The organism is Mesorhizobium liriopis (assembly GCF_024053505.1).
Lineage (GTDB): Bacteria > Pseudomonadota > Alphaproteobacteria > Rhizobiales > Rhizobiaceae > Mesorhizobium_B > Mesorhizobium_B liriopis.
In genome coordinates this window covers 596,748-619,447 of record NZ_JAMXQS010000001.1, presented here as the reverse complement: position 1 = coordinate 619,447, position 22,700 = coordinate 596,748, and the positions used below count along the sequence as shown (strand labels likewise).

21 protein-coding genes are annotated in these 22,700 nt (G+C 64.1%); 9 read left to right on the top strand and 12 right to left on the bottom strand.

The features are described from left to right. Positions 1 to 123 precede the first annotated feature (123 nt). The 5 genes from NGM99_RS02930 to NGM99_RS02910 form a co-directional block, all read right to left on the bottom strand. Positions 124 to 513, bottom strand: coding sequence for a VOC family protein (locus tag NGM99_RS02930; protein WP_252815762.1), 390 nt, complete (start codon positions 511 to 513; stop codon positions 124 to 126). Beyond that, on the bottom strand, positions 506 to 1,819 hold the full coding sequence (gene sufD / locus NGM99_RS02925) for a Fe-S cluster assembly protein SufD (protein ID WP_252815859.1): 1,314 nt from the start codon (positions 1,817 to 1,819) through the stop codon (positions 506 to 508). The genes NGM99_RS02930 and sufD overlap by 8 nt, the downstream gene beginning before the upstream one ends. Then, positions 1,791 to 2,546 carry a Fe-S cluster assembly ATPase SufC gene (sufC, locus tag NGM99_RS02920; protein ID WP_252815760.1) on the bottom strand — a complete coding sequence of 252 codons (756 nt, stop codon included), beginning with the start codon at positions 2,544 to 2,546 and terminating at the stop codon, positions 1,791 to 1,793. The genes sufD and sufC overlap by 29 nt, the downstream gene beginning before the upstream one ends. 39 nt (positions 2,547 to 2,585) lie before the next feature. Further along, on the bottom strand, positions 2,586 to 4,121 hold the full coding sequence (sufB, locus tag NGM99_RS02915) for a Fe-S cluster assembly protein SufB (protein WP_252815758.1): 1,536 nt from the start codon (positions 4,119 to 4,121) through the stop codon (positions 2,586 to 2,588). A 146-nt stretch (positions 4,122 to 4,267) separates the two neighbouring features. Next, complete coding sequence (locus NGM99_RS02910) at positions 4,268 to 5,425, bottom strand: cysteine desulfurase family protein (protein WP_252815756.1); 1,158 nt, start codon at positions 5,423 to 5,425, stop codon at positions 4,268 to 4,270. A 220-nt stretch (positions 5,426 to 5,645) separates the two neighbouring features. Here NGM99_RS02910 and NGM99_RS02905 point away from each other — a divergent pair, with 220 nt between their 5' ends. Then, the gene (locus NGM99_RS02905) at positions 5,646 to 6,320 is read left to right on the top strand and encodes an alpha/beta hydrolase (RefSeq protein WP_252815754.1); all 675 of its coding nucleotides are present in this window, start codon (positions 5,646 to 5,648) and stop codon (positions 6,318 to 6,320) included. Positions 6,321 to 6,408: 88 nt separating this feature from the next. Further along, positions 6,409 to 6,603, top strand: coding sequence for a YegP family protein (locus tag NGM99_RS02900; RefSeq protein WP_252815752.1), 195 nt, complete (start codon positions 6,409 to 6,411; stop codon positions 6,601 to 6,603). Between the two features lie 54 nt (positions 6,604 to 6,657). On the opposite strand, the gene NGM99_RS02895 is transcribed toward NGM99_RS02900, so the two are convergent. Both NGM99_RS02895 and NGM99_RS02890 read right to left on the bottom strand, forming a co-directional pair. Beyond that, entirely contained in the window at positions 6,658 to 8,013 is a 1,356-nt protein-coding gene (locus NGM99_RS02895) for an esterase-like activity of phytase family protein (protein ID WP_252815750.1), read from the bottom strand. 85 nt (positions 8,014 to 8,098) lie between these two features. After that, a complete protein-coding gene (locus NGM99_RS02890; protein WP_252815748.1) occupies positions 8,099 to 9,214 on the bottom strand; it encodes an anhydro-N-acetylmuramic acid kinase in 1,116 nt (371 codons plus the stop codon). A gap of 66 nt (positions 9,215 to 9,280) precedes the next feature. Here NGM99_RS02890 and tyrS point away from each other — a divergent pair, with 66 nt between their 5' ends. Continuing rightward, positions 9,281 to 10,525: a tyrosine--tRNA ligase gene (gene tyrS, locus NGM99_RS02885; protein ID WP_252815746.1), complete on the top strand. Its 1,245-nt coding sequence runs from the start codon at positions 9,281 to 9,283 to the stop codon at positions 10,523 to 10,525. Positions 10,526 to 10,609: 84 nt separating this feature from the next. On the opposite strand, the gene NGM99_RS02880 is transcribed toward tyrS, so the two are convergent. Beyond that, positions 10,610 to 12,583 (bottom strand): bifunctional 2',3'-cyclic-nucleotide 2'-phosphodiesterase/3'-nucleotidase, encoded by a 1,974-nt coding sequence (locus tag NGM99_RS02880; RefSeq protein WP_252815744.1) that lies wholly within the window; start codon positions 12,581 to 12,583, stop codon positions 10,610 to 10,612. Between the two features lie 133 nt (positions 12,584 to 12,716). Then, positions 12,717 to 13,184 carry an Lrp/AsnC family transcriptional regulator gene (locus NGM99_RS02875; protein ID WP_252815742.1) on the bottom strand — a complete coding sequence of 156 codons (468 nt, stop codon included), beginning with the start codon at positions 13,182 to 13,184 and terminating at the stop codon, positions 12,717 to 12,719. Between the two features lie 158 nt (positions 13,185 to 13,342). Between NGM99_RS02875 and ald the strand changes: the two genes are divergently transcribed. Continuing rightward, on the top strand, positions 13,343 to 14,458 hold the full coding sequence (gene ald, locus NGM99_RS02870) for an alanine dehydrogenase (RefSeq protein ID WP_252815740.1): 1,116 nt from the start codon (positions 13,343 to 13,345) through the stop codon (positions 14,456 to 14,458). Between the two features lie 54 nt (positions 14,459 to 14,512). Here the strand turns inward: ald and NGM99_RS02865 are convergent, their stop codons facing one another. Then, on the bottom strand, positions 14,513 to 15,337 hold the full coding sequence (locus NGM99_RS02865; RefSeq protein WP_252815739.1) for an alpha/beta fold hydrolase: 825 nt from the start codon (positions 15,335 to 15,337) through the stop codon (positions 14,513 to 14,515). A gap of 70 nt (positions 15,338 to 15,407) precedes the next feature. Next, positions 15,408 to 15,875, bottom strand: coding sequence for a DUF1203 domain-containing protein (locus NGM99_RS02860; RefSeq protein WP_252815737.1), 468 nt, complete (start codon positions 15,873 to 15,875; stop codon positions 15,408 to 15,410). A 627-nt stretch (positions 15,876 to 16,502) separates the two neighbouring features. Between NGM99_RS02860 and NGM99_RS02855 the strand changes: the two genes are divergently transcribed. The 5 genes from NGM99_RS02855 (at position 16,503) to NGM99_RS02835 (ending at position 21,366) form a co-directional block, all read left to right on the top strand. After that, positions 16,503 to 17,942 carry a DEAD/DEAH box helicase gene (locus NGM99_RS02855; protein ID WP_252815736.1) on the top strand — a complete coding sequence of 480 codons (1,440 nt, stop codon included), beginning with the start codon at positions 16,503 to 16,505 and terminating at the stop codon, positions 17,940 to 17,942. A gap of 186 nt (positions 17,943 to 18,128) precedes the next feature. Then, the gene (locus tag NGM99_RS02850) at positions 18,129 to 19,181 is read left to right on the top strand and encodes a cysteine synthase A (protein WP_252815734.1); all 1,053 of its coding nucleotides are present in this window, start codon (positions 18,129 to 18,131) and stop codon (positions 19,179 to 19,181) included. Next, the gene (locus NGM99_RS02845; protein WP_252815733.1) at positions 19,178 to 19,921 is read left to right on the top strand and encodes an alanyl-tRNA editing protein; all 744 of its coding nucleotides are present in this window, start codon (positions 19,178 to 19,180) and stop codon (positions 19,919 to 19,921) included. The genes NGM99_RS02850 and NGM99_RS02845 overlap by 4 nt, the downstream gene beginning before the upstream one ends. Positions 19,922 to 19,930: 9 nt before the next feature. Further along, on the top strand, positions 19,931 to 20,794 hold the full coding sequence (gene sseA / locus NGM99_RS02840; protein WP_252815731.1) for a 3-mercaptopyruvate sulfurtransferase: 864 nt from the start codon (positions 19,931 to 19,933) through the stop codon (positions 20,792 to 20,794). Continuing rightward, on the top strand, positions 20,791 to 21,366 hold the full coding sequence (locus tag NGM99_RS02835; protein WP_252815729.1) for a GNAT family N-acetyltransferase: 576 nt from the start codon (positions 20,791 to 20,793) through the stop codon (positions 21,364 to 21,366). Before sseA ends, NGM99_RS02835 begins: the two co-directional genes overlap by 4 nt. Positions 21,367 to 21,441: 75 nt before the next feature. On the opposite strand, the gene ilvA is transcribed toward NGM99_RS02835, so the two are convergent. Further along, a complete protein-coding gene (gene ilvA, locus NGM99_RS02830; RefSeq protein ID WP_252815727.1) occupies positions 21,442 to 22,698 on the bottom strand; it encodes a threonine ammonia-lyase IlvA in 1,257 nt (418 codons plus the stop codon). Between the last annotated feature and the right edge of the window lie 2 nt (positions 22,699 to 22,700).

The following is a 22,700-nucleotide window of genomic DNA, read 5'->3' as shown; positions in this document are numbered from 1 at the left end:
GGATTTTTGTTGCATGCGAGGCGGCGAACGCAGGCGATGCCAGCGGCATCGGCGAGGCTCGACAACGAAGCAGGCGGCGAAAAGACCCGTTGGGCCGACCCGAGGATGTTCTCAAATGGTCTCTCAGGCATGATACGAGATGAACTCCATCAATGAGCCGTCCGGGTCGCGGAAATAAACGCTCGTGCCCTCGCCGCCAGCGCCGTGACGCTTGACCGGTCCCAACTCGACCGAAGCACCCTCGCGCTCCAGATGCGCGACGGCGTCGGCGACCGGCCCATGCCAGCGAAAGCACAAATCGCTGTTGCCGGGCGCCACCGGCACGCGTGCGACAGGCTCGGCCTTTACGCCCGGCCCATGCACGTTGAGCTGCTGGCCTCCAAGCCGAAACACCCAGCCCGCGCCCTGCTTCACCGCCTCCGCCCCGACCACCCGCGCGTAGAAATCCACCGCCCGATCCCAGTCGGAGACGTGGATCACGCAATGATCGAGGCTGATGCGTGTGTCAGACATTCACGCGGAACCACTCGTCCAGCTTGGCTTCCAGCGCCTCGACGAGTGCGGGATGCTCCAGCTCCTCGATGACTTCGGCCAGGAAAGCCTTGACCAGCATGCCGCGCCCTTCCTTCTCCGGCACGCCGCGCGCCATGAGGTAGAAAAGGTGGTTGCGATCGATCTCGGTCACTGTCGCGCCGTGGCCGCAGGCCACGTCATCGGCGAAGATCTCGAGCTCGGGCTTGGTCAGGAACTCGGCATCGTCCGACAGAAGCAGCGTGTTGCAGGCCATCTTCGCGTCGGTCTTCTGCGCGATCTGGTGCACGTTGATGCGGCCCTGGAAGACGCCGCGCGCCTTGCCCGTCACCACATTGCGCACCAGTTCGCGCGAGCCGCAATGCGGCACGGCATGGTCCAGCACCATGGTCGTGTCGGAATGCGTGTCGCCGGCCAGAAGGTTCACGCCGCGCAGCTGGAAGTCCGAGCCCTCGCCCACCGTCTTGACCTTGATCTCCTGCCGCACGAGCTTGCCGCCGGCATTCATCACGAACAGGGTCAGCTTGGCATTCGCGCCGATATAGGCGTTGAACTGCGCGAGATGCGTCACCGTATCAGGCTGCTCCTGCACGATCACCCAGGTGACCTCGGCCCCGTCGCCGACCGAAAGGTTGGAGACGTGGCTGACCAGCGCCGGGTTGGTGCCCGTCTGGCGCTCGATCACGATGGCCGATGCGCCATTGCCAACGCGCACGGCATTGCGCGTATGCGTCTGGCCGCCCGTGTGGATGTTCTGGATCTCGATCGGCACTTCGAGCGACGTGTTTTCGCTGACATCGACGAACACGCCGTCGCCGACCAGCGCCGTGTTCAGCGCGCCGACCGCGTCGTCATCGCCGCTCGCACCGAGCGCCGGTGCCAGGCTGCCGTCGCTCAGCTTGTCGGCGACCGCCTCGAACTTCACGCCGTCGAGGGTGGGCAGGCGGCGCGCATGGACACCATCGAAGAGCGCCGTCACCACCGAGCCGTCGAGCAGGGGCTCGACCGCCACCGCGCCACCTTTCGCCGCCGTGCTTTCCGGCACATGGGTCAGGAGACGGCGCAGATCCGTGTAATGCCACGCCTCGACATGGCGCGTCGGCAAGCCCGCCTTGAGCTGCTCGATAGCCGCATCGCGCTTGACCGAGACCTCCGGGTCACCGGGCAGGCGCGAGAAACGGTCTTCGAAGCTCGCGACGAGCGCGTCTTCGGCCGGCGTTCTCTTCTGGATCGTGGGATGAATGTTCATCGCGTTTTCCTCACGCGGCCTCGCCGATGACCCCGGCATAACCGTTGGCCTCGAGCTCATGCGCCAGCTCCTTGGAGCCCGACCGGATCACCTGGCCCTTGTAGAGCACATGGACCGAATCCGGCACGATATAGTCGAGCAGGCGCTGGTAGTGGGTGATCACGACCACCGAACGGTCCGGCGAGCGCAGCGCGTTCACGCCGTCCGCCACGATCTTCAGCGCGTCGATGTCGAGGCCTGAATCCGTTTCGTCGAGCACGCAGAGCTTGGGCTCCAGCAGCTTCATCTGCAGGATTTCGGCGCGCTTCTTCTCGCCGCCCGAGAAGCCGACATTGAGCGGACGCTTGAGCATGGACATATCCATCGAAAGCTCGTCGGCCGCGACACGCACCCGCTTGAGCAGGTCGGGGATCTTCAGCTCCGGCTCACCGCGCGCCTTGCGCTGTGAGTTCATCGCGACCTTCAGGAACTCCATGGTCGCCACGCCCGGTATCTCCATCGGGTACTGGAAGGCGAGGAAGACGCCTGCGGCGGCGCGCTCGGCAGGGTCCATCTCGAGGATCGACTCGCCATTGAACAGGATGTCGCCCTCGGTCACTTCATAGTCGTCACGACCGGCGAGGATATAGGACAGCGTCGACTTGCCCGAGCCGTTGGGCCCCATGATGGCCGCCACTTCGCCGTCACGGACGGTCAGGTTCAGGCCACGGATGATCTCGGTCTCGGTGTCGGCGATGCGGGCGTGAAGGTTCTTGATCTCAAGCATACGGTTCGTTCCAGAATATCAATAAATGGCGCGGCGAGATCAGCCGACGCTGCCCTCAAGGGAAATGCCGATCAGCTTCTGGGCCTCAACGGCGAATTCCATCGGAAGCTCCTGAATGACCTCGCGCACGAAGCCGTTCACGATGAGCGCCACGGCTTCCTCTTCCGGAATACCGCGCTGCATCACGTAGAACTTGGCGTCTTCCGAGATCTTCGAGGTGGTCGCCTCGTGCTCGAACTTGGCCGACGAGTTCTTGGCTTCCATGTAGGGCACGGTGTGCGCGCCGCACTGGTCTCCGATCAGCAACGAGTCGCAGTTGGTGAAGTTGCGCGCGCCGGTCGCCTTGCGGTGAGCCGAGACCTGACCGCGATAGGTGTTCTGCGAGAATCCGGCCGCGATGCCCTTGGAGATGATGCGGCTCGACGTGTTCTTGCCGAGATGGATCATCTTGGTGCCCGAATCCACCTGCTGGTAGCCGTTCGACACCGCGATCGAGTAGAACTCGCCGCGGCTGTCGTCGCCGCGCAGGATACAGGAGGGGTACTTCCAGGTGATGGCCGACCCGGTCTCCACCTGCGTCCACGAAATCTTCGAGCGGTGGCCTCGGCAGTCGCCGCGCTTGGTGACGAAATTGTAGATGCCGCCCTTGCCCTGCGCGTCGCCCGGATACCAGTTCTGGACGGTCGAATACTTGATCTCGGCATCGTCGAGCGCCACCAACTCGACCACCGCCGCATGCAGCTGGTTCTCGTCGCGCTGGGGTGCGGTGCAGCCTTCGAGATAGGAGACGTAAGCCCCCTCCTCGGCGATGATCAGCGTGCGCTCGAACTGGCCGGTGTTCTTCTCGTTGATGCGGAAATAGGTCGAAAGCTCCATCGGGCAGCGCACGCCCTTCGGTACGAACACGAAGGAGCCGTCGGTGAACACGGCGGCGTTCAGCGTGGCATAGAAGTTGTCCGTGGTCGGCACGACCGAGCCGAGATACTTCTTGATCAGGTCCGGATGGTCGCGAATGGCTTCCGAGATCGAGCAGAAGATCACGCCGGCCTGTGCCAGCTCCTTCTTGAAGGTGGTGACGACGGAAACCGAATCGAACACGGCATCCACCGCGACACGGCCGGACTTGTAGACATTGTCCTCGGCCATCTCATTGATGATGCCTTCGGCCTCGGCCTCATGGCCCGGCTTCTTCACGCCGGCGAGGATTTCCTGTTCCTTCAGCGGAATGCCGAGCTTCTCATAGACCTTGAGCAGTTCGGGATCGACCTCGTCGAGCGAGCTCGGGCCGGCCTGCGTCTTGGGCGCCGCATAGTAGTGGATGTCCTGGAAATCGATCTTCGGGTACGCCACGCGCGCCCAGGTCGGCTCTTCCAGCGTCTGCCAGCGCTTGAAGGCGTCGAGGCGCCATTCGAGCATCCATTCCGGCTCGCCCTTCTTGGCCGAGATCAGACGGATCGTGTCTTCGGTGAGACCCTTGGGCGCCTTGTCCGTCTCGATCTCGGTCGAGAAGCCGTATTTATACTGGTCCACATCGATCTTGCGGACCCGGTCGATCGTATCCTGCACGGCAGGCATCGCAACTCTCCATCCGTGCCGGGCAAGAGGCGCCCGGCCTGCATTCACTCAAATTCTTCGCGTGCCGCTCATGTAATGTGCCGCGCCGCGTTTTTCACGGGGAAACGTGCTGGTTTTCCACGCCCATTCCCGCAAATCTCCTATGTTCAGGCCGCTGCCCGCGCCCTGTTGGCAACGACGCGATCCAATGCCTTGGCAAAGGCGTCCAGCTCGCGCTGGCCGGTGGCAATGCCGATCGAGACACGCAGCGCCCCGCCACCATCCGCCACGCCCATCGCGCGCAGCACATGGCTCGGGCCGACCTTGCCCGACGAGCAGGCCGAGCCAGCCGAAAGCGCCAGGCCCGCCAGATCGAACCCGATCTGCGCGGTTTCCGCGCGTAAGGTCGGAATCGTGAAGAACGTCGTATTGGGCAGGCGCACGGCTTCCCGCCCGTGGATCACCGCATCAGGCGCGCGCTCCAAAAGCACCGCCTCGAAGCGGTCGCGCAGCGCAGCGATTTCCGCCGTCCGCCCAATCTCGCCAGCGGCCTCAACGAGTGCTGCCGCAAACCCCGCGATGGCCGGCACGTTCTCCGTGCCTGCCCGAAACCCCTTTTCCTGCCCGCCGCCCGAAACGAGCGGCACCGGCATCACGTTCGGTGATTGCGAAACCACCGCGCCCACGCCCTTCGGCCCGCCCAGCTTATGCGCGCTGAGGATCAGGTGATCGACCTGCACCGAGGACAGATCGAGCGGCAAGCGCCCTGCCGCCTGCACCGCATCCAGCACGAAGCGTCCATTGGCAGTCCGCACGATCCGGCCGATCTTCGCCCAATCCTGCACCACGCCCGTCTCATTGTTCGCCGCATGGCAGGCGACGAGCGGCAAACCCTCGCTCGCATCATGCGCGGCGAGCGCTTGGGCGAGCGCATCGAGATCGAGCAGCCCGCGATAATCAATGGGAAGAAGCGTCACGCGCTCGGCCAGAAACCGCCCGCCATTGCGCGTGCAGGGATGATCGGCGTCGCACACATAAAGCCGGGAATAGCGAAGCGGCGTGCGCCCATCTCGCCAGTCCGGCGTCAAAAGGTACGAGGCGGCCTCCGTGGCACCGGACGTGAACACCACGCCCGCGCCTGGCATGCCGACGAAACCCGCCACGGTCTTTCGCGCGCTCTCGATCAGCGCCCGCGCGGCGCGGCCCTCGGCATGCACGGATGACGGGTTGGCCGCGTTTTCCATGGCATGAAGCATGGCATCGCGTGCGGCGGGCCGAAGCGGCGCGCTCGCATTCCAGTCCAGATATGCGCGAGTGGGCGCCATCCGATTCGCTTTGCCTCGATCCTCTATCGGCCACAAATGCGGCCCAACGCGCAATTTCCTTGAAACGGCGAGCCCTGCCGTCCTATCTACGCGCCGCTGGCACCAAGACCAGCGTAGTTTTGAATAATTCTAAACTGGCTTGTAGGGAGAGCGCGCGGACGCGTCAACCCGCGAGCGCGCCGGATGGTTCAACTTCCCGCGCCAACTGGAGATAATGCGTATGCCCGAGGTCATCTTCGCCGGTCCGGAAGGCCGGCTCGAAGGCCGCTACCAGCCCTCGACCGACAAGGGCGCGCCGATCGCGATCGTGCTTCATCCGCATCCGCAGTTCGGCGGCACGATGAACAACAAGATCGTCTACGATCTGTTCTACATGTTCCAGCAGCGCAACTTCACCACGCTGCGCTTCAATTTCCGCGGCATCGGCCGCTCGCAGGGCGTGTTCGACCACGGCATCGGCGAGTTGTCGGACGCAGCAGCCGCACTCGACTGGGTGCAATCGCTCCATCCCGATTCCAAGACCTGCTGGGTCGCCGGCTACTCCTTCGGTGCTTGGATCGGCATGCAGCTTCTGATGCGCCGTCCGGAGATCGAGGGCTTCATCTCGGTCGCGCCGCAGCCCAACATCTACGATTTCTCCTTCCTCGCCCCCTGCCCGTCCTCGGGCCTGATCATCCACGGCGACGCCGACAAGGTGGCGCCTCCGAAGGATGTGCAGACGCTGGTCGACAAGCTCCACACGCAAAAGGGCATCACCATCACCCAGAAGACGATGGCGGGCGCGAATCACTTCTTCGGAAAGGACGAGCCGGAGCTGATCGCCGAATGCTCGGACTATCTCGACCGGCGCCTGAACGGCGAACTGGCGGATGTGCGGCCCAAGCGACTGCGTTAATAACAACATATGTTAACGGCGGCTGGACACTGGCTTCCAGCCGTGGAAACTCCTGCATCGCAATTGTTCATCTTCGTGGAGAACTGCGATGCATCACTTCGAAGTCTACAAGGACAAGTCCGGCGGTTTTCGCTTCCGCTTCAAGGCGAGCAATGGCGAGACCATGTTCTCGTCCGAAAGCTACAGCGCCAAGGCGTCGGCCCTGAATGCCATCAAGTCGATCAAGGAGCGCGCAGCGGGCGCCGAGGTAAAGGACACCACGGTCGAAACCAGAGTAGCCTGACCTCATAAAGCAGAACGGGCGGCGCGAGCCGCCCGCTTCGTTTGGAGCCTCCGCTTACTTCGCGGCGAGCAGCTCGCGCACTTCCAGCATGACGAACTCGTTGTCGTCGGCCTTGTCGAGCGAACGGCCCGCCGAGAAGGGCAGGTTGTTGTCGTCGCCCACGATGATGTGCGTGGCGTCCACCACATCGACATTCTCGATCGTGTTGAACGGCATGTCGTAGAAGCCCTCGCCGCCGCCCTGGCGCTTCTTCTTGTCCGGGTCGGCGATGTTCATCAGATCGATATAGCCGATCTTGCGCACGGCCTTGCCGACATTCGCCTCAGTCATTTCGATCTTGTAGATCCGCTTGAACAGGGCCGGCTGCGCGAAGCAGTCCGGCTTCGGCTCCTTCGGGTTCGCGCAGGCCTTGTCCTTGCTGCCCGCGCCCTGATCGCGCTCGATGACGAGTGCCGTGTCCGCATCGATCATGTTGAAATCGCCGATGGCATCGCCACCGTCCGACAGCGGGTAGAGCCAGGAACGCCCGGTCCAGGCCTTGGAAGCGACGTCGAACTCGATCACGCGAAGCGCGCGCTTGCCGTCCGCCTGCTCCATCGTGCCGTCTTCCTTGAACAGCGCACCTTCGAGCAGTCCGTAAAGCTTGGAACCGTCCTTCGACTGTGCCAACCCCTCGAAGCCGCCCGAGCGCTGGAGGTTGAAGGCCGGCATCGGCAGCGTCGGATTGGCCTGCAGCGTCAAGGTCGGATGGTCGGGCGACTTCACCGCTTTGCCGTCCACGGTTGTTTCGATCACGTCCGTGAGCTTGCCCGTCTTGTCGAAGTGCAGCAGGTAAGGCCCGAACTCCTCGCCCACCCAGAAACCATCGGCCACCGGCTGGATCGATTCCACGTCGAAGTCCGCCCCCGTCAGGTAGCGCTGGTCGCTGCCTTCCATGGCAATCGGAAACGGCGCCTTGCGGTCGGGGTCGGACAGGAAGATCGTCTGCTTCCGGTCCATCGTGCCCTTGTCCCAGTCGAAGGCCACGTGATGTAGCATCAGCATGGCGTCGGAAGAGTTCAGCTTGTTGCCGAATCCATTGTCGGACAGCGTCCAGTAGGTGCCGTCGCCCACCGCCTTGATGCCCGAAAAGCCCTGCACCGCCTGCCCGTCGAAAGGCAGTGACAGACCGGTAAGACGCACGCCATCCTTGCCGGGCACCGAGCCGAGCGTGTCGGCCCGCTTGCGGTCGGCGGTCGTGAACTTGCCTGCATGGCGCAGGTATTCGGGCGCATCTTCGGGAGCGGGAATCGTCGTGGCGGCCGGCAGGATCGCATGGCCGACGAGCTTCGCCGGAAATTGCTTTTCCTGCGCGAAGGCGGATGTGGCGAGCAGCGCGAGCGCTGCGGTGGAAAGAACAAACTGGCGCATGGTGGCGGCCCCTCATGAGTAACCGCCGCGAGCTAGCGCCCGCCCATGTCACTCGGCTGACAGGCCGGTGACGTAACGATGAACTTCAGGCCGCCTCCGATTTACCCTTCGGCACCGAATGTACCCCGCCTGTCACCGCTTCGCGGCAACCCGTCGTGCCCGGATAGGTCAGCGGCAACCCGCGCAGCGAGCGTACCGCGAGATAGCCCCAGGCTTCCGCTTCCGTCGCATCGCCATCGAGCCCGACCTCTTCCGCCACTATCACCGGCACGGAGGCCCCGGCGCGCAAGTCACCCACGATATGCGGGTTCTTTCGCCCGCCTCCGCAGATCACCCAAAGCTTCGGCGCTTCCGGCAGATGCTCCACCGCGCGCAGGATCGCCCCGGCCGAGACCGCGGCCAGTGTTCGCGCCCCGTCCTCGAGGCCCAGCCCTTCCGCTTCGGCAAGCGTGAAGTCCAGCCGATCCAGCGATTTCGGCCCCGGCTGGCTGAAGAACGGCTTGGCGAGATAAGCGTCTTGTGCCGCCTCCGCGACCCTGCCCTTCGCTGCCACGGCCCCATCCGCATCATAGGCCAGCCCGCTCCGCGCTACCCACTGGTCGATCAGTGCATTGCCCGGGCCCGTGTCGAACGCAATCGGCTCGCCCTTCGCGGGCACGAAGGAGATGTTCGAGATCCCCCCGATATTGACGATCACCGCCGGCAAGCGGTCCGGAAACAGCGAACGCGCCAGCGCCGCATGATAGGCCGACACCAGTGGCGCCCCCTGCCCGCCCGCTTCCATGTCGGCTGCGCGCATGTCCCACACGACCGGCAGCCCGACCCGCTCGCTCAGCAGCGCGCCCTCGCCCAGCTGCACCGTTACGCCCTCCGCCGGGCGATGAAGCACGGTTTGTCCGTGGAAGCCGACCACCGAAACGTCACGCCAGCGCGCCGGCAACCCGTCCAGAAACTGCGCCACCGCATCCGCATGGCGCAGCGTGATCTCGCGCTCCAGCGCCGCCAGTTCACCCGGACGCTCCTCCCGCGTCCTGATCCGCTTCGCCGTTTCGAGCGCAGCCGTCAGCTTCGCGCGAAAGGCGTCGTCATAGGGCACGAAAAAGGATGGCCCGCGCTCCACCGCCTTTTCGCCATCCGTATCCACCAGCGCGCCATCGATGCCGTCCATCGACGTGCCGCTCATCAGGCCGAGTGCGATCATCACTCACTCCTTTCGCAGATGCAGACCGGATGCTAAACGCCGAAACCTTCACGAAATGAGAAGGTCATGCGTTTCAAGTCCGACTTCCTGCGCGTCCTCGACGAACGCGGCTTCATTCACCAGATTTCCGACCCGGAAGGTCTCGACGCGCTTGCGCTCAAGGGCCCGATCACCGGCTATGTCGGATACGACGCCACCGCGACGTCGATCCATATCGGCAATCTGATCACCGTCACGATGCTCTACTGGTTGCAGGAAACCGGCCACAAGGCAATCAGCCTGATGGGCGGCGGCACCTCGATGGTGGGCGACCCCTCCTTCCGCGACGACCAGCGCGGCCTGCTGACGCCGGAACAGATCGACACCAACATCGCCGGCATCAAGCGCGTCTTCGGCAATATCCTGAACTATGAGGGCTCGAACCCGGCCATCATGGTCAACAATGCCGATTGGCTGATGAAGCTGAACTATGTCGAGTTCCTGCGCGATGTCGGCCGCCACTTCTCGGTCAACCGCATGCTCTCCTTCGATTCGGTGAAGCTGAGGCTCGACCGCGAGCAGTCGCTGTCCTTTCTCGAATTCAACTACATGATCATGCAGGGCTACGACTTCACCGAGCTCAACCGCCGCTACGGCACGGTTCTGCAGATGGGCGGCTCCGACCAGTGGGGCAACATCATCAACGGCGTGGACCTCTCTCACCGCATGGGCGGTCCGCAGCTCTATGCGCTGACGACCCCACTTCTCACTAAATCCTCGGGCGAGAAGATGGGCAAGTCGGCATCCGGCGCCGTGTGGCTCAACGGCGACCTCTTCTCGCCTTACGATTTCTGGCAGTACTGGCGGAACACGGAGGATGCCGATGTGGGCCGCTTCCTGAAAATCTTCACCCGCCTGCCGCTCGACGAAATCGCCAAGCTCGCTGCCCTCGGCGGCTCCGAGATCAACGAGGCGAAGAAGGTTCTGGCGACGGAAGCCACGGCCATCGTCCACGGCCGCGAAGCCGCTATCCAGGCGGCAGAAACCGCCCGCATCGCCTTCGAGGAAGGCGCTTTGGCCGATACGCTGCCGACCATCGAGATTGCCTCGTCCGAGCTCGAAGCCGGCATCGGCGTGCTCGCGCTTGCCGTCAAAGCCGGCTTGGCCGCGTCCAACAGCGAAGCCCGCCGCAGCGTGCAGGGCGGCGGCCTGCGCCTCAACGACCAGCCCGTGACGGACGAACGCCGCAGCGTGACCTCAGCCGACCTCGCCGGCGGCGTGGTCAAGCTCTCGCTCGGCAAGAAGAAGCACGTTCTGGTGCGCCCGATCTGAGGCGTTTCCGCGCCGGGCTCTGCCCGGCGCGACCCTTTCATATCCGAGACTTAGCGAATCTTCTGCGCAAACCGATTCAGCTTCTCACAGCAGGATCCGGTATCGCGAAAAGCCGTTCTCGCCCTCGCCCGCAGTCTCGATCTTCACGCCCTTCACCGCATCGAGAAACGCCTTGGCCTTCGGTCCGGTGTCGAACACCACGCTCGTGTCCGGCAAACCGATGAAGCTCCAATTCGCATCCGCCGTCGGATTGATTGTGCCCTCTTCCACGATGAAGCGCACGATCACGTCGCGGTTCGTGTCAGGGGCCTCGAAGATCACCTTGCTCTCGTTGATCTCGGGGAAATTGCCGCCGCCACCCGCGCGGTAATTGTTCGAGGCGACCACGAATTTCGCCTGAGGATCAATGGGTTTGCCTCCGAAGCTCAGATCCCGAATCCGGTTGCTCGACGCGTTCAGCACCACACCCTTCGGGTCGTATTTTGGCGGCTGCGACAGGTCGATTTTATATGTGACGCCGTCGATCACATCGAAATTATAGGCCGGAAAGTCGAGATTGATCAGTGGCTGGTCCGCCTTGCCCGGCTCGACGCTCTTGAAGATGCCCGCCGACATCTCGAGCCATTCCTTCACCTGCGCGCCGGTGATTTCCAGTGCCCGCACCGTGTTGGGGTAGAGATAGAGATCGGCCACGTTCTTGATGGCGATGTCGCCCGCCGGCACGTCCGTATAATAATCCGGCCCGCCGCGCCCGCCCGACTTGAAGGGTGCGGCGGCCGAAAGCACCGGAAGATCCTTCCATTCGGTCTCCTTCAGCAAATCCTTGATGTACCAGGTCTGCGCCTGGTTCACGATCTGCACCGACGGGTCGTCCGCGACCAGTGCGAAATAGGAATAGAGCGGAGCGGATGTCTTGCCGACCGGCCGGCGCACATAGGCCAGCGTCGCCTCATGCTCAGGCTGGATGGCGGCCGCCACGCGTCGGTCGTCGTCCACGGTCGCGACATTCGCCTTGTCCTTGCGCTCATAGATCGGCCGCGCTTCGGACGTGGCCGAGGCCACGCGCCACTTGCCACCATCGCGTTCGAGCAACAGGTCGATCAGGCCCATATGCGAGCCCCAGAAACCCGCCATCACCGCCGGCTTGCCCTGCAAGGTGCCCTTCTGCGGATCGACGCCTTCGAGCCCCTGGAAATCCTTCCTGCCCGGAAAGATCAGGTGCTGGTGCCCCGTGAACACCGCATCGACGCCCGGCACGCCGGCCACGAAGAATGCCGCGTTCTCCATGTTCTCGGTCTTCTCCACGTCGATGCCGGAATGCGACAGCGCGACCACGATATCCGCGCCCTCCTCCTTCATCTGCGGCACCCAGGCTTCGGCGGCCTGCACGATGTCGCGCACCACGACATTGCCGGAAAGGTTCTTCGCGTCCCACTGCATGATCTGCGGCGGCACGAAGCCGATCACGCCGACCTTGATCGGATGCTCGGCGCCCGCCCCGTCCACGATCCGCTTGTCGAGGATCACATAGGGCTTGAGGTAGAGCTTGTCCTCGCGCGGGTTCGACGCCAGCACCGTGCCACGCACCAGATTGGCGCAGACGAACGGGAAGTTCGCCCCCGACAGCACCTTGTCGAGAAACGAGAGCCCGTAATTGAATTCGTGGTTGCCGAGCGTCGAGGCCTCGTAGCCCAAAAGGTTCATGCCCTTGATGATCGGATGAAGATCGCCCTCCTTCATCCCCCGCTCGTAAGCCACCCAGTCGCCCATCGGGCTACCCTGCAACAGATCGCCATTGTCGAGCAGAAGCGTATTTCCCGCCTCCTTCCGCACCGCCTCGATCAGCGAAGCCGTGCGCGACAGGCCCATCGTGTCGTTCGGCTTGTCGGCATAGTAATCGTAGGGCAGCAGATTGACGTGCAGGTCGGTCGTCTCGATCAACCGCAAATGCGCCTGATTTCCTTGCGCACGCGCCGCGAACGGATGAAGTGCGATCATCGACGCGGCCCCCATCCCGGCAAGAACGGATCGGCGCGAAAGGTTGTGCGGGGCAGTCATCGGCGAATCCTTCAATTGACGAACAAAAGACTGGCCGTCTCGCGGAATGATGTCCACCGCATATGACAAGCGTTGCTGTGCGATACTTCCCTATTCAACCGTTCTGCTTGGATCGTGTGAGCCGACCGGCCCCTCACCCCACCTCGACCCCCACCACGGTCCGGTCCACCACCTCCCGCAGCGCGAAGCTCGAATTGATCTTCGTCACATGCGGCATGGCCGTCAGCCATTCCTTGTGGATGCGCTCATAGTCCTGCAGGTCGCGCGCCGCGATGCGCAGGATGTAGTCGTATTCGCCCGACATCAGATGGCACGACAACACGTTCGGGCAGCGCTTCACGGCCGCCTCGAAATCCGACAGCGTCTTCTCGAACTGCCCCGACAGCGAGATGTGCACGATGGCCGTCATGCGGTTGCCCATCGCAGTGGGCGAGATACGCGCATGATAGCCCGTGATCATCCCCGACCGCTCCAGAATGTCCAACCGCCGCGAACAGGCCGATTGCGACAGACCGACCTTTTCGGCCAGCGCCGCGTTCGACATCCGCCCATCGCGTTGAAGCGCATCCATGATCGCAAGATCGATCCGGTCCGGAGACATTTTTCGCGATTCCTTCGAAGAACCAATATTCTCACGCAAACTCTAACGATCCGGCGCTGTTGGAACAACTGAACTCGCAAACACATTCAACTTTAAAGGTGATCTGATCTCCGACGAGGCTCAAACAAACGCCCGGAACGTGGCGAGGAGGAGTGAGAATGCGTGTCGGTTGCCCGAAGGAAATCAAGAACCACGAATACCGCGTCGGCCTGACGCCCGGTTCGGTTCGCGAATACGTCACCCACGGCCATGATGTGCTGGTGGAAACTGGCGCCGGTGCCGGCATCGGTGCCGACGACAACGCTTATCGCGCGGCCGGCGCCAAGATCGCCAAGACCGCCGCCGAAGTGTTCGAGAAGTCGGACATGGTGGTGAAGGTCAAGGAGCCGCAGCCCCAGGAATGGGCGCAGCTGCGCGAGAACCAGATCCTCTACACCTATCTCCACCTCGCTCCGGATCCGGACCAGACCAAGGGCCTGATCGAGTCCGGCGTCACCGCCGTCGCCTATGAGACCGTCACCGACGAGCGCGGCGGCCTGCCGCTCTTGGCGCCGATGTCTGAAGTCGCCGGCCGTCTCTCCATTCAGGCGGGTGCCACCTCGCTGCAGAAGGCCAATGGCGGGCGCGGCGTGCTGCTCGGCGGGGTGCCGGGCGTGTTGCCGGGCAAGGTCGCGGTCATCGGCGGCGGCGTCGTCGGTCTCCATGCCGCCAAGATGGCGGTCGGTCTCGGCGCCGATGTCACCATCATCGACCGCTCGATCCCGCGTCTGCGCCAGCTCGACGATATCTTCAACGGCCGCGTCCACACCCGCTACTCTACCGTCGAAGCGCTGGAAGAAGAGTGTTTCTCGGCCGACCTGATCGTCGGCGCGGTGCTGATCCCCGGTGCCGCCGCCCCCAAGCTCGTTTCGCGCGAGATGCTGTCCGGCATGAAGAAGGGCGCGGTTCTCGTCGATGTCGCCATCGACCAGGGCGGCTGCTTCGAGACCAGCCATGCCACGACCCATGCGGATCCGACCTATGAGGTCGATGGCATCATCCACTATTGCGTCGCGAACATGCCCGGCGCGGTGCCCGTCACCTCCGCGCACGCACTCAACAATGCCACGCTGCAATACGGCCTGGCTCTCGCCGATCACGGCTTGAAGGCGCTCGTCGACAACCCGCACCTGCGCAACGGCCTCAACGTCCATCGCGGCCGCATCACCAACGCGGCGGTGGCCGAAGCGCTCGGCTACGAGATGGCCGAACCGAAGCTCGTGCTCGCCGCCTGATCCCAGCCCTCTCCGAACAAAGCCCGCCGCTCATCCCGGCGGGCTTTTTCTTTGTCAGCCTTCATTCGGCATATACTGTGCGAGCATCGCCGCGACGATGACTTCCGGCGCATCGTCCTGCATGAGGTGCCCGGCCTTCGCCACCCTGGTCAGGGGCCGCGTCGAAATCAGCGACGCAAGTCTTTCGCCCTGCGCGATTGGAATCCACTGGTCCTCTTCGCCCCACAGAACCGTGACCGGGCAATCGAGCGGACGGTAGAGCGGCTCGATCTCGTCGGTGAACCGCTGGTCCATCTGCGCGATCTGCCGATAGAAGGCCGCCTGCCCCACCTCGCCGTGCCATGGCGCCATGTAAAGCCGCATGGCTTCCTCATCCAGCGTCCGACAGGCCGCGCCCTGCAGATAGGCCTTCAGCAGGGCTTCATGGGCATAGGCCGGGAGCCCGGCAAAGGCCTCTTCGTGCTTTCTCACATGCGCGACGAAGGGCGAGCCCCAAGGTGCCAGCGCAACCGCGTCGAACAGGGTCAGCGAGCGGTAGCGCAGGCCGTCGATGAAATAGCTCCTGAGCGCGGTCGCACCGCCGAAGTCGTGGGCGAGCACATCGGGCCGATCCAGCCGCCACTCGGCGAACAGCGCGGCAAGCAAACGGTTTTGGACACCCAGCGAGACATCCTGCCCGTCCCGCATTTCGGATCGGCCGTAGCCCAGCAGATCGAAGAGGTGAACCGTCCAATGCCGGGCAAGCAGCGGCGCGATGCGCCGCCAGACCTGAGACGAGAACGGCGTGCCATGGATCAAGACGAGTGGAGGGCCTTCCCCGAAACGCGTCCAGGCGACCCTCTCGCCTTCGAAGCGGAAACTGCGGTCGAGCTCCAACATGCCGTGCCTCATCGGTCGCGAAACGCGTCATGGAAATTTCGCACGCCGCGCGCACGACTTCCACCCGACATCAACCGCGCTCGATCCGGCACTGATAGCAGTTGTTGCGCGCCGAGCGCACATGGATATAGGCGATCTCGTCGCGTGCGAGCAGTTCGGCCGCGTAGCGCGTCATCTCACCAAGCGGCGTCACCCGTCCCGTGCCGTAAACGATGCGGTGCCGCTCGTCGTAACCGCGTAGGATGTAATTCTCCGACGAAAGGATCTCGGGCAGTTCATGCCCGCTTTCCGTTCTTTCGCACTTTTGACAATGCAGAAAGATCGGGCCCGTTTCGGCATAGGCTTGGACCGTTGGAAACGGTCGGAACGCGAGAACCAGATAGTCATCGCCCGCCTCGACATGCCTCAGGCAATGCCGACAGGGAACGCCGTCGCCATCGGACGAAAAAGCTTCGGGAACCAGCCCGTAAGAGTCTGTACCACCTTCCTGCAGGCGGCGAACGTCCTGGGTTTCAAGCGCAGTAAAGACAGGTTGCATCGGGTCGAGCTCCGTTTAGAGCCTCGACCTCTAGGCCCATCCAACCACCCACGAACTCCGTTTCTTGCTGTGAAATTCGCGGCGGGCAGCATTCCGTTCCTCACCACCGCGCACGAAAAAAGCGGGCTCGACCGAACCCGCTTCTCTGCCTTGCCAAAGCCGATCGCCGGTTCATCCGCGGTCGATCCTGTTCAGCAATCGCAACCTACAGGCGTTCCATGACAGGTCAACGACAGTGCAGAACTCGATCCTCACTTTGATCTGCTCGCCTCCGCGCAGCGACCCGCATGAAATGAACAGCAACCCGATGACCTGCGGCCCCATCGTCCCGAACGATGTGCGCTGCCAGTTTCCGATTGCATTTTGCCCGGTTTGCCTCCATATCCCGCCCATCGAGGCGCTTGGGCCGGACTTTCCGGCTTTCCCCAAAGAGGGACTGGTCGCGTCCGATCCTCCGAGAACTCGTGAGGAAGTCCTGCCGATTTGCGGCGGGCGCGACAGCGCAGGAGCAGATGGGGCCTTCACGGCTCGCGTCGCCTCGTCGTTTCCAAACAAGTTATGTGCCCGAAGGTTGCGCCTTGCGGGTGCTTGTGATGCGGCTCGAATGCCGCGTGAAAGTTGATTGAATTGACTGAAGAAAACACCATCGAAGCCCAGGCTGAGGCAACCGGTTTCGCTCGTTTCGCGCTGCCTGCGGTCGTGCTGAAGGCGCTGGATGCGGCAGGCTTCGCCGAGCCCAAGCCGATCCAGGACCAGGCCATCGGGCCGCAGCTCGAAGGCCGCGATATTCTCGGCATCGCGCAGACCGGTTCCGGCAAGACGGCGGCCTTCGCCCTGCCCATTCTGTCCAAGATCATGGCTCTCGGCACCAAGCGCCGTCCGAAGACCGCACGCGCGCTGATCCTCGTGCCGACGCGCGAGCTTGCCGTGCAGATCGAGGAAACCTTCCGCCTGCTTTCCAAGGGCGCGCATATCTCGACCGCGCTCGTGCTGGGCGGTGTGTCGCGCTTCAGCCAAGTGAAGAAGATCGCACCCGGCGTGGACGTGCTGATCGCCACCCCCGGCCGTTTGCACGATCTCGTGCAGACCAATGACTGCGTGCTCGCCGACACCAAATGGCTGGTGCTGGACGAGGCCGACCGCATGCTCGACATGGGCTTCATCCATCAGGTGAAGCGCCTCGCCAAGGCTACCGCGCGCGACCGCCAGACGGCACTCTTCTCGGCCACCATGCCGGGTGAGATCGCCGAACTCGCGGAAGGTCTCCTGCACATGCCGGTGCGCGTCGAAGTCGCGCCGCAGGGCACAACGGCAGGCGAGATCGAGCAGAGCGTGATCATGGCGCGCATCAAGCAGAAGCGCATGCTGCTGACCGAACTCCTGCGCGACGAGGCGATGAAATCGGTGATCGTGTTCGCGCGTACCAAGCATGGCGCGGACCGCGTGGCGCGTGATCTCGAGCGCGACGGCATCGAAGCCGGCGTGATCCACGGCAACAAGAGCCAGAACGCGCGCCAGAAGGCTCTGAACAGCTTCCGCGACGGCTCGGTGCGCATTCTGGTTGCGACCGATATCGCCGCGCGCGGCATCGACGTGCCGGGCATCACCCATGTGGTGAATTTCGACCTGCCGGACGAGGCCGAATCCTACGTTCACCGCATCGGCCGCACGGGCCGCAACGGCGCGTCGGGCGTGGCGATCACGCTTTGCGAGCCGGCGGAAAACGCGAAGCTGCGCGCGGTCGAGAAGGTGATCCGCAAGAAGCTTTCCGTGACGCGCGATGTCACGGGCGAGCCCGACCCGGCCCAGCCGCGCAACCCGCAGAACCACGCGCCGCGTGGTGAGCAGACGGAGCGCTCGGAACGTTCAGAGCGTCCGCGCCAGAACCAGCAGCGCCACAAGCCCCGGTCGGGCGGCAATGGCGGTGGCGAGCGCCCGCGTTTCGGGGGCGGCGAGAACAAGCCCGCGCATGCCCATGACGGTCAGCCGTCGCGCAACAATGCGGGCAAGCCCAAGCGCTTCCGCCCCAATCGCGCCCCGCGCCGCCGTCCGGCCAAGGCGGCCTGAGCTTTCCCGCATAGGGTTTGCCGAAAACCCGGTCCCGGCTTTCGCGCCGGGGCCGGGTTTTTCGTTTTGAGCAAGACACTATCTCTGCGTTGGGACGCGCCGCCTGTGGCTAAAGCTTCGGCTTGAGCCGGCTAGGGCCAAATCCCGCTTGAATTGCTGTTCTCCGATTTCTACGGTTTGCCCCGCATGACATATTCCTCCGCCGTTCTCCCCTCCGCCCTCGAAGCCATCGGCAACACGCCGCTGATCCGTTTGAGACGGGCTTCCGAGGAAACGGGCTGCGAAATCCTGGGCAAGGCGGAGTTCATGAACCCCGGCCAGTCGGTCAAGGACCGTGCGGGGCTCTTCATCATTCGCGATGCGGAACGGCGCGGGCTGTTGCGGCCCGGCGGGCTGATCGTGGAAGGCACCGCCGGAAACACCGGGATCGGGCTGACCGTGGTCGCCAAGGCGCTCGGCTATCGCACGGCAATCGTCATCCCCGACACGCAGAGCCAGGAAAAGAAGGACGCGCTGCGCGTTCTCGGTGCCGAGCTGATCGAGGTTCCGGCGGTGCCCTACAAGAACCCGAACAACTATGTGAAGCTTTCGGGCCGGCTGGCGGAGCGCTTGGCGCAGAGCGAGCCGGAGGGCGCCATCTGGGCCAACCAGTTCGACAATGTCGCCAACCGTGACGGCCATATCGAGACCACCGCGCAGGAAATCTGGGAGCAGACCGGCGGCAAGGTGGATGGCTTCGTGTCGGCTGTCGGAACGGGCGGCACGCTTGCGGGCGTGGCGGCCGGCCTGCGCGAGAAGCGGGCCGACGTGAAGATCGCGCTGGCCGACCCTCTCGGGGCCGCACTCCACAGCTATTACACGCAAGGCGAGCTGAAGAGCGAAGGCTCCTCGATCACCGAAGGCATCGGGCAAGGCCGGATCACGGCCAATCTCGAAGGCTTCACGCCAGATTTCTCGTTCCAGGTGCCGGACGAGGAAGCGCTGCCGATCGTGTTCCGGCTGGTCGAGGAGGAAGGTCTCTGCCTCGGCGGGTCGTCGGGTATCAACATCGCAGGCGCGATCCGGCTCGCCCGCGAGCTCGGGCCCGGGCATACGATCGTGACGATCCTGTGCGACTACGGCACGCGCTATCAATCCAAGCTCTTCAATCCGGAATTCCTGCGCACCAAAAACCTGCCGGTGCCGGAATGGATGGGGGCCGAGCCGCGCTTTGACATCCCTTACGAGACCGCATCGTGACCTTGAGGACCGAGCCTCTGTTCCGCGAGGATGCCTATCTGCGCGAGGCGGATGCGAGCGTCGTCGCGGTGCGCGAGGATGGCGGCATCGTGCTCGACCGGACGATCTTCTACGCGACCTCCGGCGGGCAGCCGGGCGACACCGGCAGTTTGCGCCGCGCGGATGGTTCGGAGATTCGCATCGCCGGCACGGTGACGGGCGAGACCAAGGACGAGATCATCCACCAACCGGCCGAAGGCGCCGCATCGCTCGAAGTCGGCGAGGCGGTCCATCTCACCCTCGACTGGGAACGGCGGCTGAAACTGATGCGGATGCACACGGCCTGCCATATCCTCAGCGTCGTGTGCCCCTACCCTGTGACCGGGGCTTCCGTGGGCGAGGACGAGTCGCGCGTCGATTTCGACTATCCCGAGGGCGGCAAGACCAAGGAAGAAGCGACGGCCGACATGATGGCGCTGATCGAAGCCGGCCACCCGGTCTTCACGCGCTGGATCACGGACGAGGAACTGGCCAGCAATCCGGGTCTCGTCAAATCCAAGAATGTGCGCCCGCCGTCAGGCATGGGCCGGGTCAGGCTGGTGCTGATCGGCGAGGACGGCTCTGTCGACAGCCAGCCCTGCGGCGGCACGCATGTCGCCAACACCGGCGAGATCGGCGCGGTGCATGTCGGCAAGATCGAGAAGAAGGGGCGCGAGAACCGTCGCTTCCGCCTTCGCTTCGGTCCGGCGCCGCAGAACTGAGGAACACCCATGGCAGAGCGCTCCTTCACCGTTTCACCCGATTGGCTGGAAGAACGGCTGGGCTCGCCGGGCCTCGTGGTGGTCGATGCCTCCTGGTATCTCCCCGCACAGAATCGCAACGGCAAGGCCGAGTATGATGCGGCCCATATTACCGGCGCGGTCTTTTTCGACCACGACCTGATCGTGGAACCCGACACCGGCCTGCCCCACACGCTGCCGAACGAAAAGCTGTTCGCGCAGTTCGCGGGCTCGATGGGGATATCAGCCGACGACACGATCGTGGTCTATGACGGGCCGGGCCTGTTCTCGGCCCCGCGCGCGTGGTGGATGTTTCGCGTCATGGGCGCGAAAGAGGTGTTCGTTCTCGATGGCGGCTTCGACCGCTGGAAGGCGGCGGGACGCCCCGTGACCGCTGAGCCGACCAAGATCGCGCCCTGCCTGTTCGAGACCGACTTCGACCAAGCCCGCGTCGCAAGCCTCGCCGATATGCGGCGCGTGGTGGACGATGGCTCGGTCCGCGTGGTGGATGCGCGGCCGGCCGGCCGGTTCAGCGCCGACGAGCCCGAGCCCCGTGCGGGCGTGCGCGGCGGGCATATGCCCGGTGCCGCGAGCCTGCCCGCTTCGAGCCTTTCGGAAGACGGCAAGCTCTTGCCGCCCGACAAGCTGCGCGAGGCGTTCGCCAAGGCGGGCGTCGATCTCAACGGTCCGGTCGTGACCTCCTGCGGGTCGGGCGTGACGGCGGCGATCCTCACGCTCGCGCTCGAAACGCTCGGGCAGACCGATAACCGGCTTTATGACGGCTCGTGGTCGGAATGGGGGTCGCAAGCCGACACACCGGTCGAAACCGGCCCGGCGAAAGGGGCAACGGCATGACCCGGCTTTCGCTCGAGGAAACGCCCGACCCGATCGGCGTCACCGTCACCTTTCTGGAAATGACGGAACAGCCCAAGCACTATCCGCCGCTGCCCGTAGGGCGCCAGCTGGCGCTTTTGCGCGCCAAGAATCCGCCATTGCATTTCTACCGCTATCTGATGGATCGCGTGGGCCGCAAATGGCACTGGGTCAACGCGCTGCGGCTGGACGACGAAACGCTGGCCGCGCGGCTCGAGGAGCCCGAACGCGAGATCCGCGTCCTTTATCTCGACGGCTCGCCGGCGGGGTTCTTCGAGTTGAAGCCGAACCTGCCGGCAACGGTCGAACTCGCCTATTTCGGACTGATGCCTCATGCGGTGGGTCAGCGGATCGGCAAGTGGTTCCTGGGTGCTGCCATCGAGGCGGCCTGGGCGCACGCCCCGAACGCCGTCATCGTCCAGACCTGCACGCTCGACCACCCGGCCGCACTCCCGCTCTACCAGAAGATGGGCTTCCATCCGGTCGGCCAGGTTCAGGAAGTGGTGCGCCCCATGACGGAAACCGAGCGGCAGGTGAGCGTCATGCGAGGGTGAGCTGGGCACAGGCTGCATTGCGAGGTGCGACGATCTTCATCGATGTCGCCCTCAGCCGCGACGCGAACCCGTCCCTCAAATCACCAGCGCCGCGATCGTCTCGTTTTCGGTGATGTCCTCATATGCCCACCCCGCGGCCTCGAACCGCTCGGCCAGCACCGCGAAATTCCCGCGATCCTTTGTCTCGATCCCGATCAGCACCGAGCCGAAATTCCGCGCCGACTTCTTGAGATACTCGAAGCGCGTGATGTCGTCGTCCGGCCCGAGCAGGTCGAGAAAGTCCCGCAGCGCCCCCGGCCTTTGAGGAAACCGGAACACGAAATACTTCTTCAGCCCCTCGAACCTCAGCGCCCGTTCCTTCACATCCGGCAGCCGCTCGAAATCGAAGTTGCCGCCCGAAACCACCAGCACGACGGTCTTGCCCGCGATCTCGTGCGGCTCGAAATCCTTCAGCACATCGATCGACAGCGCGCCTGCCGGCTCCAGCACCACGCCTTCCACATTCAGCATCTCGACCATGGTCGCGCAAAGCCGGTTCTCCGGCACCAGCCGCACGCTGTCCGAACCAAACCCCTGCAAAACCTCCAGCGGCGCCTCGCCGATCTCGGCCACCGCCGCCCCATCCACGAAATTGTCGATGCGCGGCAGCTTCACCCGCCGCCCTTCCTGCAAGGCCGTCTTCAGGCTCGGCGCGCCGACGGGCTCGGTGAACACGAAGCGCGGATCGGCCCCCATCTCGCGCAGGAAGCGCACGCTGCCCGAAGCCAGCCCGCCGCCGCCCACGGGCAGCACCAGCATGTCGAACCCGTCCGCGCCGATCTCGTCGGCGATCTCGCAGGCCACGCCAGCCTGTCCCTCGATGATGTCGGGATGGTCGAAAGGCGGCACCATCGTGCCCCCGCTCGACGCCGCGTAGTCCAGCGCCGCGCGCAAACAGCTGTCGAAGAAATCGCCGATGAGCCTGATCTCGATGAACGGCCCGCCGAACAGCCGCGTCTTGTCGATCTTCTGCTGTGGCGTGGTCACCGGCATGAACACCACGCCCTGCTTCTCGAAGAAACGGCAGGCATAGGCGAAACCCTGCGCATGATTGCCGGCGGATGCGCAGACGAAGTGGTTGGCGCCCTCGCCGCGCGCCAGCGCCTTGCGGAAGAAATTGTGCGCCCCCCGGATCTTGTAGGAGCGTACCGGCGAGAGGTCCTCGCGCTTCAACAGGATGCGCGCACCATATTTGCGCGAAAGAAACGCGTTCTCCTGCAAGGGCGTCGGCGCGAAAAGCGGCCGGATTGCCTCCACGGCCTCGCGCACGCGGTCGGTGAAGCGCTCGGTCATGG

Coding starts and splice junctions, on each gene's coding strand:
- NGM99_RS02930 (WP_252815762.1), bottom strand. CDS start 513: ATGTCTGACACACGCATCAGCCTCGATCATTGCGTGATCCACGTCTCC.
- sufD (WP_252815859.1), bottom strand. CDS start 1,819: ATGCCGGGGTCATCGGCGAGGCCGCGTGAGGAAAACGCGATGAACATT.
- sufC (WP_252815760.1), bottom strand. CDS start 2,546: ATGCTTGAGATCAAGAACCTTCACGCCCGCATCGCCGACACCGAGACC.
- sufB (WP_252815758.1), bottom strand. CDS start 4,121: ATGCCTGCCGTGCAGGATACGATCGACCGGGTCCGCAAGATCGATGTG.
- NGM99_RS02910 (WP_252815756.1), bottom strand. CDS start 5,425: ATGGCGCCCACTCGCGCATATCTGGACTGGAATGCGAGCGCGCCGCTT.
- NGM99_RS02905 (WP_252815754.1), top strand. CDS start 5,646: ATGCCCGAGGTCATCTTCGCCGGTCCGGAAGGCCGGCTCGAAGGCCGC.
- NGM99_RS02900 (WP_252815752.1), top strand. CDS start 6,409: ATGCATCACTTCGAAGTCTACAAGGACAAGTCCGGCGGTTTTCGCTTC.
- NGM99_RS02895 (WP_252815750.1), bottom strand. CDS start 8,013: ATGCGCCAGTTTGTTCTTTCCACCGCAGCGCTCGCGCTGCTCGCCACA.
- NGM99_RS02890 (WP_252815748.1), bottom strand. CDS start 9,214: ATGATCGCACTCGGCCTGATGAGCGGCACGTCGATGGACGGCATCGAT.
- tyrS (WP_252815746.1), top strand. CDS start 9,281: ATGCGTTTCAAGTCCGACTTCCTGCGCGTCCTCGACGAACGCGGCTTC.
- NGM99_RS02880 (WP_252815744.1), bottom strand. CDS start 12,583: ATGACTGCCCCGCACAACCTTTCGCGCCGATCCGTTCTTGCCGGGATG.
- NGM99_RS02875 (WP_252815742.1), bottom strand. CDS start 13,184: ATGTCTCCGGACCGGATCGATCTTGCGATCATGGATGCGCTTCAACGC.
- ald (WP_252815740.1), top strand. CDS start 13,343: ATGCGTGTCGGTTGCCCGAAGGAAATCAAGAACCACGAATACCGCGTC.
- NGM99_RS02865 (WP_252815739.1), bottom strand. CDS start 15,337: ATGTTGGAGCTCGACCGCAGTTTCCGCTTCGAAGGCGAGAGGGTCGCC.
- NGM99_RS02860 (WP_252815737.1), bottom strand. CDS start 15,875: ATGCAACCTGTCTTTACTGCGCTTGAAACCCAGGACGTTCGCCGCCTG.
- NGM99_RS02850 (WP_252815734.1), top strand. CDS start 18,129: ATGACATATTCCTCCGCCGTTCTCCCCTCCGCCCTCGAAGCCATCGGC.
- sseA (WP_252815731.1), top strand. CDS start 19,931: ATGGCAGAGCGCTCCTTCACCGTTTCACCCGATTGGCTGGAAGAACGG.
- NGM99_RS02835 (WP_252815729.1), top strand. CDS start 20,791: ATGACCCGGCTTTCGCTCGAGGAAACGCCCGACCCGATCGGCGTCACC.
- ilvA (WP_252815727.1), bottom strand. CDS start 22,698: ATGACCGAGCGCTTCACCGACCGCGTGCGCGAGGCCGTGGAGGCAATC.